Below are 12,705 nucleotides of genomic sequence, written 5' to 3' on the forward strand. Positions count from 1 at the left end.
AATACTTCTCAAGCCTGACTATTGGAAAATCATGCAGGTTGTAGTGGCATGGGCGTAGAGCTTTCCTTGCTCATCTTCCACTTTTGCCTCGGCGGTGGCGACGCTCCGCCCGACATGAATCACGGTTCCGGTGCAAACCAGACGCCCGGTTTTTGCCGTGATGGGCCGAACAATGTTGACTTTCACTTCCAGCGTGGTATAACCAACACCCGCCTTCAGCTTTGTTAGTACCGCACTACCCATCGCTGAATCGCAAAGCGTGGATACCAGACCGCCGTGTACAGCCCCCAGCGGGTTGTAATGAAACTCTTGCGGGGTAGCGGAGAAAACGGCTTTTCCATCTTCTACCGAAACCATCTCAAAACCAAGCGCTTCGGCAATAGGCGCCTGCGCATTCTGCCCTTCCACAATGCTCGTTAAATACTCCAGCCCCGACATTGTTTTAGCGGCTTGCGCGCCTTTCATGGGGTCCTCCCACGAAATCGTCCGGGTACGTTGTTCCTCCTCCATTAGAATTCTATTTTTGTTACTGTTATTTAGGAATAAAAGTCAGTGAAACGCTCATTCTGCTTATCGAAAATTCAGCTTTATTTAACGATTTTGCAAATCAGCCAATACGCCTTCCTTCAACGAATAGGTGGAAACACGAATTTCCTGAATACCAAACGTCCGCAGCACATAATCAATCAGGCAGGCAGCAACCACAATCATGTCGACCCGCAGTTCAATCATTCCGGGCAGGGCCATTCTGCCCGTGTGATCGCGAGTTAACAGCAGCTCATACGACCGGTAAAATTCGCTAACCGGTAAGGCAAAAGCAACCTGCTCTGCCGGTGGCCAGACGCCCTGTTCGTGCATATAGTGCATGTCAACCAAAGTATCGAACGTCCCGGAAGAGCCGACCAACACCGCCGGCTGGTACTGGTGAATGGCATTCGTTAAGGGTAATAATTGCTCCTGGAAATAACTCTGCAAACGCCGCACCGCTGTCGGGCTGATCGGATCTGTATCCATAAACTTCTCCATGAGCCGCTGCCCGCCAATTTCGAAGCTTTGTTTCCAAAAAACCCGCTGGTCGTTGCAGAGAATAAATTCCACGCTGCCTCCGCCAATATCGACCACCAACGCGCTGGAACCCGCCTTGTCGATTTGTGCCAGCGTACCCGCCGCCCGTACACCCTGGTAGATGTAAGCCGCTTCTTCGTCGCCCGAAATCACTGTAATGGTCAAGCCGGTCTCCTGCTGAACGCGCTTTATAAATTCATCTTTGTTGTCTGCGCTTCGAATGGCGCTTGTTCCCATAGCAACCACCTGATCAACAGATACATCATGCTGCGTCAGCACCTCCCGAAAATAGCGCAGCACCACCAAAGCCCGCTCGATGGCTTCTTCCGTAATGATGCCTTTATTGATTCCTGCCTTTCCTATTTTGGCGGGACGGCTTTCCCGAAACAAGGTCTTTGGTTTTCCGTCCTCGGCGCGTTCAACAATCATCAGATGAAACGTATTTGTCCCGAGGTCAATAACGGCTTGCTTAGTCATACTGGTCAATTCGTCAGCCAATGTCTAACTCCTGCTTTGCAGGCGCTCTAAAGTCTATAATTTCCCTGCAAAGCTATTGTTTTTTTACAGCTAACCCTTTACATTTGCAATCCGTTTGTTTAGAGGACATTAATAGTACTATAAAATATGATTATCATAAACGTAAAAGAAAACGAATCAATTGATAAGGCTCTGAAGCGTTTCAAGAAGAAATTCGAGAAAACAGGTGTTTTGCGCGAACTACGTTCACGTACTGCATTTACAAAACCTTCAGTAAGACGCCGTCATGAGATTTTGAACGCCGTTTACAAGCAAAAAACGTACGGCAACCAAGATCAGTAGTCTAACGCGCTACAGCGTTCGAACATACTGTTTATGTAAAGCACTGGATGGCAGTAAGCTCACGCTTACTGCTTTTTTATTTTTGTTCGTATATTTCCTGCTAAACTCATTCATCCGTGGAAACTCAGTTCAAAACCTTTCTGGAACACATTCGGTATGAAAAACGCCTGAGCCACCATACCCTGACGGCGTATCAGAAAGATCTGGAACAGTTTGCCGACTTTTTGAAAACAGAAGCAAACCGGGATGAAGCCGAAAAAGCCGACTTTCTGAATATCCGTTCCTGGATTGTGAGTCTGGTCGAAGCGGGGCTGGACAAAACGTCCGTTAACCGAAAAATCGCCACTTTACGCTCTTATTACGGTTTTCTGCTGCGCCGTAAGGTTATTACTGACGATCCGACGCTTAAAATTCAGGCGTTGAAAACCAGTAAGAAACTACCCGTGTACGTGGAAGAAAAGCCAATGGAGTCGCTGCTGGAAGAGTTCGAGTTTTCCAACGATTTTGCGGGGATTCGCGACAAGCTGGTACTGGAATTACTCTACGGCACCGGTATTCGTCTTGCCGAGCTGATTGGACTAAAAACCACCGATGTTAACGCATACGAACGAACCATCATGGTTCTGGGAAAGCGCAACAAACAGCGGATTGTGCCTGTTCCGCAAACCCTTCTCCAACTGCTTCAAGACTATTTGCAGCAAAAAGAAACCGAATTTGGCGGTAAGGCTGATTCGCTTTATTTAATCGTCAGCGACCAGGGAATTCAGGCTTATCCGGTTTTGATTCAGCGTATTGTCAAAAAATACTTGAACGTTGTTACCACTTTAGAAAAAAAGAGTCCGCACGTTCTGCGACATACGTTTGCGACCCACCTACTCAATCGGGGTGCCGACCTAAACGCCATTAAAGATTTACTAGGTCACAGCAGTCTGGCGGCGACGCAGATTTATACCCACAACAGCATCGAAACGCTGAAAAAAGCTTACGACCAGGCCCACCCAAAAGCAAAATAAAGCAGAAGAACCAAACTGTGCTTATTTTTGCAGCATGAACGCTAACACCATTCAGGAAGCCCTGCTGGATATTATCCACCAACAACCGGGCTCCGAAAAAGCCGTTAATTACCTCACGCAACAGGGAGCTGCCTATCAGGCTCAACCGGTTAAGGCTGTCTTTTACCGAGTTTTTGCGGCTATTCCGCGTTTTACGGGGAAAAATCAGATTGAGGTTACTCCAGAAGTCACAGAAAAGCTAGATACGCTCCGGCCCAATTTTTCGATAGAAGGCTGGACGATGGATCGGCTGGCGCGCGTTTGGTGGCTGCTGCAACTTTTCGAAGACGATCAGGAAACACTTGTATCAACGGTTGAGACATTAATTAAATCGGCAGAAATGAATGAGTTGGCCGCTATCTATTCGGCCTTTCCCGTTTTGCCTTTCCCTGAAGCGTGGCGCTTTCAGACAACGGAAGCCGTCCGAAGCAACATCGGACTGGTACAGGAAGCCATTATGATTCAAAATCCTTACCCCGCCGAATACCTGGACGAACTGGCCTGGAATCAGTTGGTGATGAAAGCCTTTTTCACGGAGAAAGATGTAACGCAGATTTTGGGTTTGCAGGAGCGACGCAATGAACGTCTCGCCGCTATTGTGATTGACTACGCGCGCGAACGCCGCGCGGCCGGACGGGACATTCACTCCCAATTATGGACGCTGGCCGAACCGTTTATTAGTCCTGACCAGCGCCCAGAAATGGAAGCGTTATTTGGTGTTAACCTGGCTTAGTACCAGCGGTACGACAGACCTGCCGAAAGCAGCAGGCTATTGCTTTTACTCAGCTCGTTGTACTTGAAGAAAATGTGCTGGTATTGCGCTTGTACTTCCGCGCCCAGACCGCTTTTTCCCAGTAAAAATTTAACTCCGGCGGCGGGCGCTACTGCCGGACGAAAACTTTGCTTTCCATCTGACAGTGTGCCCCAATAGTTCGTATAATCCACAAAAGCGCCCCCCGCTCCCGCCTGAATATAAGGCCGGATTGCTGAGTTTACGGACGTAAGATAAGCCGAAGCAGTGGCCAAAACCGGAACCAGCGTTAGGGTACGCGTTTGCACAGCGGATACATTACCGTCGCTCAAGCGATACACTTGCCGAGGATAGCGCTGGGAAACATACTGGTAGCCAACGCGGCCCCCTACCGAAAAATGGCCCGGAAAGACGGCCTCAAGTCCCAACGCAAAATTTTGGTTCACGTTCCGATCAATGTAAGCTTTTTGACCGCTAAGCGGAATTCCTACCCCATAAAATACCGTAGCACTCCCGGTTACATACCGGTCATACATGGAGGATGAGGTTTTCTCATATTGCTCTTCGTAGGTTTGTTCATTTTGAGCCCATACTGCGGACGTTGTACTAACCAACAGCCCGACGATCAGCCCAAAGCATTTTTTTATCGTTTTCATTGCTTTACTGATTGGTCTGTAAGTAATCGGATTGGCTAAAGACAGCATCAACAATGCGGTCTACCGAGGCATCATCAAAAATTCCGTTTCCGCGAATCTGCGCTGTCCAGATCACATTCAGCTGTTTGTTGGTATTATTGCGGTTTTTCAAATCAACCATCTGAATAATCCAATAGCGGTCCTGAACTTCGTAAAAGCTGTAGTAGTTTGGAAAGAAAGGCGAATAGCCATAGCCAAACCCACCTAAACCGCCGCCAAAGCCACCCCAATAATTCAAATAGTATGGATCATATGGGATCGACGTTGCACCGATATAACTGTCGTTAGCGCGAATCACAGCGATTCCTAAATCCGGGTTGCTCGTTGAATCAACGCGCTGATACCCCCGGCTAGTCAGTGAAGTTGAAATCCGGTCAATGAAACGGGATTCTATCAGCGACCGCGATGTTTGCTGTGCATTGTTCTGATAAACAACCACTGAATCAGGTAAACTAAACGTTCTATACGTACTAAAAACCGCCGATCGATCCTGATTCGTAATGAAGACCTGGCTGTCTTCCGGCGACAGGTCTCCCACTGGATTCTGCTGGCAATTCATTAGCATACTGCTAATCAAAACCAGCCCCAGACATTTAAAAATTAAATACGACTTCATACCCATCAATTCTTTTCCTTTTTCCTGCGTTATTTAACTAATAAACCCGCTGTCTTTGGTTACTGTTTATTAAAAATTGGTTAGTTACTTTGTACTAATAATTATAAAACAACACGGGTTTTGTTGAACTCTATCATTAGAACGTGCAACTTACCCCCCTTTATTATAGACCTTGATTGACTTATGGATTTTCTGGATACAATACGCGGAATGAAGTTTTTCGATATGCACGCGCACATGGTTTCCCGTACGACTGACGATTACCAGGCGATGGCCGATGCTGGCGTTGTGGCGGTTGTTGAGCCCGCTTTCTGGCTGGGGCAGCCCCGCACGGGTGTTGATACTTTCCGGGATTACTACAGCAGCTTGATTGGCTGGGAACGTTTTCGGGCCTCTCAGTTTGGCATTCGGCATTATTGCACCATTGGGCTTAACTCAAAAGAATCCAACAACGAGGCTTTGGCCGAGCAGGTCATGGAAATTTTGCCCCTGTTTTTGTACAAAGAAGGCGTTGTTGGTGTCGGTGAAATTGGCTTCGATGACCAGACTCCCGCCGAAGAAAAATACTACCGTGCCCAGCTTGAACTAGCCAAAGAAGCAGCTTTACCCGTTCAGATCCATACGCCGCACCGCGACAAAAAACGGGGCACAACCCGCAGCATGGATATTGCGATTGAGCACGGCATTGACCCTAGTATGGTTATTATTGACCACAATAATGAGGAAACGGTCAAAGAGGTTTTGGACCGGGGCTTCTGGGCCGCTTTCACTATTTACCCATTTACCAAGATGGGCAACGAGCGCATGGTCGCCGTGGTGCAGCAATACGGAACTGAACGCATCATGGTGAATTCGGCCTGCGACTGGGGAATCAGCGACCCGCTGGCGGTTCCTAAAACGGCAGCGTTGATGAAACTTAGCGGTATCTCGGACGAAGATATTCGAATGGTTACCTACCAAAATGCGTTTACTGCTTTTGCGCAAAGCGGACAGATGAGCCCTGATGATCTGGAAGCGCCCGTTATTATTGACCAGAGCCAACGTTTCAATGGTAGTTCTATTCTCCGGGGTGGTCAGGCGCCTCGCGTGGATAAATCTTCGACAATTATTCGCTAAACATGCTTCTTCCTCTTTTGCGCCTCACTCGTCCGGCCAACCTCATTACTGCGGTGGCAGACGTGCTGGCTGGTATGGCCATTGCAGGCTATTTGACCCTCGAAACGGCCACGTTTGAACCCCTGGGCTGGCTGTGTTTATCCACTATCGGCCTATACGGCGGCGGCGTTGTGTTCAATGATGTTTTTGACGCAGAACTCGATGCCGTCGAGCGCCCGGAACGTTCCATTCCGAGCGGTCAGGTTAGTGTCTGGCAGGCTTCTATATTGGGGGGTGTTTTGTTCCTAATTGGTATTCTGGCGGCCTGGATGGTTAGCCCTTTATCAGGCCAGTTAGCCATTGCCATCACCCTTGCGTCGCTGATCTACGACCGGTTTGGCAAGCACCATCCTGTGGCGGGGCCGCTCAACATGGGTCTTTGCCGTGGCTTAAATTTGCTACTGGGAATTAGCATTCTGCCCGAGCAGGTAGAACCGTGGGCGTGGGTAGCCGTGGTGCCCATCATTTATATTTCGGCCATCACGATGATCAGCCGGGGCGAGGTGCACGGCGGAAATCCCAGAACCTTGCGGCTAGCCGGGTTATTGTATGGCGTTGTCATTGCTTGCATTGCGGCCATTGCCCAGCAACGCCAGCAACTCGGAACTGCCTTTCCTTTTCTGCTCATTCTAGGTTATTTTATTTTCCCTCCGCTTTGGCGCGCGGTTCGTGAGCCAGTTGGACGCAACATCGGTATGGCGGTAAAATCGGGCGTTATTTCGCTGATCGTTATGAATGCGGCCTGGGTGGCGGCTTTTGCTTCGTTTCCCCTCGCCCTGCTGGTTGTTTGTCTGCTCCCCTTATCCCGGCTGTTAGCGAAGGTATTTGCGGTGACATAAAAAAAGGCCACTCCCAGCGGGTATGGCCTTTTCACCTTCCTTACATCTACCGAATCAAGATCGGTCAATTATTAATTACGGTGGCTACGTTAGATTCTTGATTGAGTTGGCAACTACAATAAAGAACTTGGTGTTCATTAATATCGTTGTGTTTACTGAATGCTTTATCTGCTTTTCGTGGGTTGGATTGCCTCTGACCAGAAAGGTTTAAAAGGCAACCAAAAATTTTCTCTTTTTTTAAAGTGTCCACGTTTTGTTAATTAGTTTGTCAAAATGATAAATACTCTTCATCAGTCGTTCAGCGTTCGTTTTACGTACGATGTGTACTTTACTGAAAGTCTGTTCGATGATTCAAATAATACGTTAGTTTCTTTCCTGCAAAGCCAGCAAACTGAAGGAATACGAAAAAAAATTCTGGTGGTTTTAGATTCAGGAGTAGCAGACACTCATCCCAACTTATCCCGACAGATTGCCAACTATTTCACTCATCACCCAGTAGCTGAATTAGTTTCAGAAATCATTACGGTTCCGGGTGGGGAGCAATCGAAAAATGATGAAAGCCAGGTAGACCGCCTGGTGGACGCTGTTGACCGCCACGGCATTGACCGGCATTCGTACATCGTTGCCATTGGCGGCGGCTCCGTGCTCGACATGGTGGGTTATGCAGCGGCCATTTCGCACCGGGGCATTCGCCATATCCGGATTCCAACCACGGTTCTTTCCCAAAATGATTCGGGTATTGGCGTAAAGAATAGCATTAATTACCGGGGAAAGAAAAATTTCCTGGGCACCTTTGTCCCACCAGTAGCGGTATTTAACGATTCTTCCTTTTTGACTACGCTTGAGGACCGCGACTGGCGGGCAGGTATTTCGGAAGCCATCAAAGTTGCTCTGATTAAAGACAAAGCCTTTTTTGACTGGATGGAAACCGCCGCAACGCAGCTAGCTGCGCGCGACAAAGAGGCGATGCAGTACCTGATTCACCGCTGCGCCGAACTGCACATGCAACACATTGCGGGCGGCGACCCCTTCGAAATGGGCTCCTCAAGACCGCTGGATTTTGGTCACTGGAGCGCCCATAAACTAGAACAGTTAAGTGATTTTTCGATCCGTCACGGTGAGGCTGTCGCCATTGGCATTGCGATGGATAGCCTTTACTCACGTCACCTGGGCTGGCTAAGCGAGTCAGATACGCAACGCATCCTAAATCTAATGGAAACGCTGGGCTTCTCACTGTATCATCCAGATCTGGAAAATGAAGCGGTTCTGAAAGGACTCAGCGAGTTTCGCGAACACCTGGGCGGCCGCTTAACCATTATGTTACTGGAAGGCATCGGGAAAGGCGTTGAAGTACACGAAATGGATACGGACCTGATCCAACAAGTCATTGCCGAGCTGAAAGCCAGCCACCAGTCCTACCAATCTGCCCTATCCACCGAATCGCAACCCGCATGAAAACGCCACTTGGCCACTTAAGTTATTGCACCAATATTCACGCTGGTGAGCACTGGACCGACCATTTTCTGGCGCTGCAAAACGCTTTGCCAACGATTAAGAACCAGCTTTCGCCGGATGCGCCTTTGGGCATTGGCCTACGACTGGCCAACATAGCCAGCCTCGAGTTAACCCAACCCGAACGCCTGGCCGAGTTCCAACGGTGGTTGTCCGACAATAATTTATACGTCTTTACTATGAACGGCTTTCCTTACGGAGGTTTCCACCGTTCGCGCGTTAAAGACCAGGTTCATGCGCCCGACTGGACCACGCCCGAACGGGTTGATTATACCATTCGCCTGTTCGGTTTATTGGCCAATTTACTGCCTCGAACCGATGGCAAGGCAGCTATTCCCAGCGCCGGAATTTCGACCTCGCCCCTATCATATCGCTACTGGTTTCGCTGGGATAATGAAACCCAACGGGATAAAGCCTTCGAGATCACGACGCAACGGCTCGTAACGGTTGTCGAAGAATTGGTACGAATCAAAGAAAGCGACGGCATTTCGTTACACCTCGACATTGAACCGGAACCAGACGGGCTGCTGGAAACCGGTGATGAGTTTATCAATTGGTTTAATTTGTACCTCTTGCCAATTGGTCTGGATCGGCTTAACGAAGAATTCGGCATGTCGGCGGCGGAAGCCGAAGCGGCTCTTCGGGAACACGTTCAGCTTTGCTACGATGTTTGCCATTTTGCGGTTGGCTACGAGCGCCACGCGGAGGTACTGAAGAAGTTACAGGAGAACTCTATAAAAGTGGGAAAAATCCAGATCAGTGCGGCGTTGAAAGCAACTTTCCCTGAAGAACCTAATAGCCGGGCGATGACCCACGACCAATTCCTGCACTTCAACGAGCCTGTTTACCTGCACCAGGTGGTGGCCCGTGATGACCGTGGCGAGTTGCTTCGCTATCCTGATCTACCCGAAGCTCTACAAGCTTTTGATAAAAGACACGTTGAATGGCGCGCGCATTTTCACGTTCCCCTGTTCATCTCTGATTATGGTCTGCTACAGTCTACGCAAAATGATATTGTGGAGGTCTTACGTTTGCAAAAGGAAACGTCCTTTACGGAACAACTGGAAGTAGAAACCTACACGTGGGAAGTTTTGCCCGACGACTTAAAAATGCCTTTAAACGAGTCCATCACGCGGGAACTCGAATGGGTATTGCAGAAGATTAAAGAAGTATAAAATTGGCTGTCTTCCAGGGAAGCGCCATTTATAATTTATTACCTAATATGAAAAAGACTGTTGTTATCGACGTTGTAGGGCTTTCTTCTTCGCTCATTGGCGAACATACGCCCTTTTTAAAAAGCTGGCTAGCCAATAAAAAACTATCGACCATTGAGCCGATGTTACCAGCCGTTACCACGTCGGTACAGTCTACCTATGTTACGGGAAAATGGCCCGCCGAAACGGGGATTGTGGCTAACGGCTGGTACGACCGAACGGATTCAGAAATTAAATTCTGGAAACAGTCCAACAAGCTGGTGCAGGGCGAAAAAATCTGGGAAGCCGCCCACAAGATTGATCCGTCTTTTACGGTTTCCAAGATGTTCTGGTGGTACAATATGTACTCATCAGCCGATTATGCGGTAACACCAAGGCCTCAATATCATGCTGATGGTGTCAAAGCACCCGATTGCTACAGCCAGCCCGCTGACCTGCGCGACCGTTTACAGCGCGAATTAGGGACTTTTCCACTCTTTAGTTTCTGGGGCCCTAACGCCAACATCAAGTCAACGCGCTGGATTGCTGATGCTTCCATGTTGGTTGACCAATGGCATGACCCAACGTTAACGCTGATCTACCTACCGCATCTGGATTACTGTCTGCAAAAATTTGGACAGGATTTCAGCAAAATAGCGAAAGAACTGGGCGAGATCGACACCGTTTGTCGGGATTTGATTCAGCATTACGAGAAAAAGAGTGCGTCAATCATTGTTTTATCCGAATACGGCATCACCAACATTAGCCGCCCTATTCACCTCAACCGGCAGTTCCGCGAGGCGGGCCTCCTTGGGATTCGCGAAGAACAAGGGCTTGAATTATTAGATGCGGGTGCTTCCAAAGCGTTTGCGGTCGCTGACCACCAGGTGGCCCATATTTATATCAATGACCCTTCGTGTACGGCTCAGGTAAAAGCTATACTGGAAAAAACGCCGGGTATCGAGCTGGTTCTGGACGAAGAAGGCAAGAAAAAACACCACATCAATCACGAACGCGCGGGAGATTTCGTCGTAATGGCGGATGCTGAAAGCTGGTTTACCTATTATTACTGGCTCGACGATGCCAAAGCTCCCGACTACGCCCGACTGGTAGATATTCACCGCAAACCGGGGTACGATCCAATTGAAATGTTCATGGACCCTGCCAATCCGTTGGTTAAATTGAAAGCTGGATACAAGCTTATGCGTAAAAAGCTGGGTTTCCGCTATCTGATGAACGTTATCCCGCTGGATGCAACGCTTCTGAAAGGGGCGCACGGTCGCGTAGGGACGGCCCGGGAGCATCATCCGGTTTTTATTAGTAACCAATCGGATGGAGCGTCTCTTCTTGCAACGGAGGTATATGGCAAAATCTGGGAGCAGCTAACTCAGTCCTGAACGGTCTGACGACCTAATTTTTAGGGCCACTTAATAAGTCTCTGCCGACAACTTACTCTACCTGGAGTTAAATCTATAGTTTCTGATTTACTCAATGAAAGGTATAGTTATGGAAGAGATGAATGTGGAGATTCCTGCTCAGCAGCAGAATCAGCAACCTGGGTTGGAAAAAGAAATGACGCCCCAGCCGATCTATATTCGGGATACCTACCAAGGTGTTGGCAAATTGAAAGGCAAAAAGGCGCTGATTACCGGTGGAGACAGTGGAATTGGTCGGGCCGTGGCCGTTCATTTTGCCCATGAAGGTGCAGACGTAGCCATCGTGTATCACCCAACGGAAGAGGAAGATGCTCAGAAAACGAAGCAGTTGATTGAAGAACAGGGCCAAACCTGCGTGTTAATTGCCGGTGATCTGAAAGAACGAGCCTTCTGTGAGAAGTGTGTGGAAGAAGCGGTTGCTGAATTAAAGCAGCTTAACATTTTGGTGAATAACGCCGCCGTGCAGTTTCCCAAAAAAGAGCTGACCGAGATTGAGGATGACGATCTTGTAGCCACCTTTGACATTAATATTCTATCCATGTTTCGGCTGACCAAAGCCGCCCTCCAGTACTTGCACGAAGGAGACTGCATCATCAACACCACGTCAATTACATCCTACCGGGGCAGCGAAGCTTTACTCGATTATTCCTCCACAAAAGGAGCGATCACGGCTTTTACACGCTCCTTATCAGGCAATCTGGCCCAGAAGAAAATTCGCGTAAATGGCGTAGCGCCCGGCCCTATCTGGACGCCGCTAATCCCGGCTTCATTCGATCTGGAGAAGGTAGCCAACTTTGGCAAGGATACGCCCATGGAACGCCCCGGACAGCCTGCGGAGGTGGCCCCAGCCTACGTATTTCTAGCCTCTGAAGATGCTTCCTTCATTACGGGACAGATTATTCACGTCAACGGGGGCACAGTTGTCAACGCCTAAACAAAGCCAGTTTTATACTTTACAAGGTTTTTTCCCGCGGAGGAAGTTCTACTTGTTGGTTAAATACAGGCAAATGAACACGATAGGGTCTATTTACTAATTCTTACAGCTTGGTAAGAGTTGGATATTTCTAAAGCCCTATTGACTCTGTCATGTAGTTTTCCAAACTTAGTAATTCATGGCTTCCTGATTATGTTACACTTTAAACAGTGAAATGCGTATGAGAATTCAAGTAAACGCTGTTCATTTTACGGCGGACCAAAAGTTGCTGGATTTTATTCAACGGAAGTTGGATAAATTGGACACATTCCACGACCGGATTGTGAGTGCAGAAGTTTTCCTGCGGTTAGACGGGAATGACAGCAACAAAATAAGGATGAAAATCTTTGAGGTAAAACTGTTTTTACCCGGTGACTCTTTGTTCATTAGCGAGCGCAATCAGAGCTTTGAAGCCGCTATTGACCTTGCCGTTGACCGGTTGAAAAACTTGCTTGTTAAACATAAGGATAAACAGCGCCATATTTCTAACCGGGACATTAACCGCGAGACAAAAGACTCGCAGCAGGATCTGGTGGAAGTTGATGCTTTGAACGAGGACGGCGAAATCTAGTCGGCCTTCAGTTTATCTAAAACAGAAA

Annotated in this window: 14 protein-coding genes; 10 read left to right on the forward strand and 4 right to left on the reverse strand. The window is 48.4% G+C overall.

Annotated features, from left to right (window positions below):
- Window positions 1–18 precede the first annotated feature (18 nt).
- Both L0Y31_RS02610 and L0Y31_RS02615 read right to left on the reverse strand, forming a co-directional pair.
- Window positions 19–510 carry a PaaI family thioesterase gene (locus L0Y31_RS02610; protein ID WP_234735581.1) on the reverse strand — a complete coding sequence of 164 codons (492 nt, stop codon included), beginning with the start codon at window positions 508–510 and terminating at the stop codon, window positions 19–21.
- Between the two features lie 81 nt (window positions 511–591).
- Complete coding sequence (locus L0Y31_RS02615) at window positions 592–1,542, reverse strand: Ppx/GppA phosphatase family protein (RefSeq protein ID WP_234735582.1); 951 nt, start codon at window positions 1,540–1,542, stop codon at window positions 592–594.
- A gap of 147 nt (window positions 1,543–1,689) precedes the next feature.
- Between L0Y31_RS02615 and rpsU the strand changes: the two genes are divergently transcribed.
- The 3 genes from rpsU to L0Y31_RS02630 all read left to right on the forward strand — a co-directional run bounded on the left by rpsU (window position 1,690) and on the right by L0Y31_RS02630 (window position 3,669).
- On the forward strand, window positions 1,690–1,884 hold the full coding sequence (rpsU, locus tag L0Y31_RS02620; protein ID WP_234735583.1) for a 30S ribosomal protein S21: 195 nt from the start codon (window positions 1,690–1,692) through the stop codon (window positions 1,882–1,884).
- A 116-nt stretch (window positions 1,885–2,000) separates the two neighbouring features.
- Window positions 2,001–2,897 (forward strand): tyrosine-type recombinase/integrase, encoded by an 897-nt coding sequence (locus L0Y31_RS02625; RefSeq protein WP_234735584.1) that lies wholly within the window; start codon window positions 2,001–2,003, stop codon window positions 2,895–2,897.
- A 34-nt stretch (window positions 2,898–2,931) separates the two neighbouring features.
- Window positions 2,932–3,669: an EboA domain-containing protein gene (locus tag L0Y31_RS02630; RefSeq protein ID WP_234735585.1), complete on the forward strand. Its 738-nt coding sequence runs from the start codon at window positions 2,932–2,934 to the stop codon at window positions 3,667–3,669.
- On the opposite strand, the gene L0Y31_RS02635 is transcribed toward L0Y31_RS02630, so the two are convergent.
- Entirely contained in the window at window positions 3,666–4,343 is a 678-nt protein-coding gene (locus tag L0Y31_RS02635) for a hypothetical protein (RefSeq protein ID WP_234735586.1), read from the reverse strand. The two genes, L0Y31_RS02630 and L0Y31_RS02635, sit on opposite strands and share 4 nt — an antisense overlap.
- 4 nt (window positions 4,344–4,347) lie before the next feature.
- The gene (locus tag L0Y31_RS02640) at window positions 4,348–4,998 is read right to left on the reverse strand and encodes a DUF4136 domain-containing protein (protein WP_234735587.1); all 651 of its coding nucleotides are present in this window, start codon (window positions 4,996–4,998) and stop codon (window positions 4,348–4,350) included.
- A gap of 183 nt (window positions 4,999–5,181) precedes the next feature.
- On the opposite strand from L0Y31_RS02640, the gene L0Y31_RS02645 reads away from it, so the two are divergent.
- The 7 genes from L0Y31_RS02645 to hpf all read left to right on the forward strand — a co-directional run bounded on the left by L0Y31_RS02645 (window position 5,182) and on the right by hpf (window position 12,677).
- A complete protein-coding gene (locus L0Y31_RS02645) occupies window positions 5,182–6,114 on the forward strand; it encodes a TatD family hydrolase (RefSeq protein WP_234735588.1) in 933 nt (310 codons plus the stop codon).
- Between the two features lie 2 nt (window positions 6,115–6,116).
- The gene (eboC, locus tag L0Y31_RS02650; RefSeq protein WP_234735589.1) at window positions 6,117–6,992 is read left to right on the forward strand and encodes a UbiA-like protein EboC; all 876 of its coding nucleotides are present in this window, start codon (window positions 6,117–6,119) and stop codon (window positions 6,990–6,992) included.
- 276 nt (window positions 6,993–7,268) lie between these two features.
- The gene (locus tag L0Y31_RS02655; RefSeq protein WP_234737096.1) at window positions 7,269–8,447 is read left to right on the forward strand and encodes a 3-dehydroquinate synthase; all 1,179 of its coding nucleotides are present in this window, start codon (window positions 7,269–7,271) and stop codon (window positions 8,445–8,447) included.
- Window positions 8,444–9,679, forward strand: coding sequence for a metabolite traffic protein EboE (eboE, locus tag L0Y31_RS02660; protein WP_234735590.1), 1,236 nt, complete (start codon window positions 8,444–8,446; stop codon window positions 9,677–9,679). The genes L0Y31_RS02655 and eboE overlap by 4 nt, the downstream gene beginning before the upstream one ends.
- A 47-nt stretch (window positions 9,680–9,726) precedes the next feature.
- Complete coding sequence (locus L0Y31_RS02665; protein WP_234735591.1) at window positions 9,727–11,094, forward strand: alkaline phosphatase family protein; 1,368 nt, start codon at window positions 9,727–9,729, stop codon at window positions 11,092–11,094.
- Window positions 11,095–11,188: 94 nt separating this feature from the next.
- Window positions 11,189–12,067: an SDR family oxidoreductase gene (locus tag L0Y31_RS02670; RefSeq protein ID WP_234735592.1), complete on the forward strand. Its 879-nt coding sequence runs from the start codon at window positions 11,189–11,191 to the stop codon at window positions 12,065–12,067.
- A 220-nt stretch (window positions 12,068–12,287) separates the two neighbouring features.
- Window positions 12,288–12,677, forward strand: coding sequence for a ribosome hibernation-promoting factor, HPF/YfiA family (gene hpf / locus L0Y31_RS02675; protein ID WP_234735593.1), 390 nt, complete (start codon window positions 12,288–12,290; stop codon window positions 12,675–12,677).
- The last annotated feature ends 28 nt before the right edge of the window (window positions 12,678–12,705 follow it).

It is taken from the genome of Tellurirhabdus bombi (assembly GCF_021484805.1).
Lineage (GTDB): Bacteria > Bacteroidota > Bacteroidia > Cytophagales > Spirosomataceae > Tellurirhabdus > Tellurirhabdus bombi.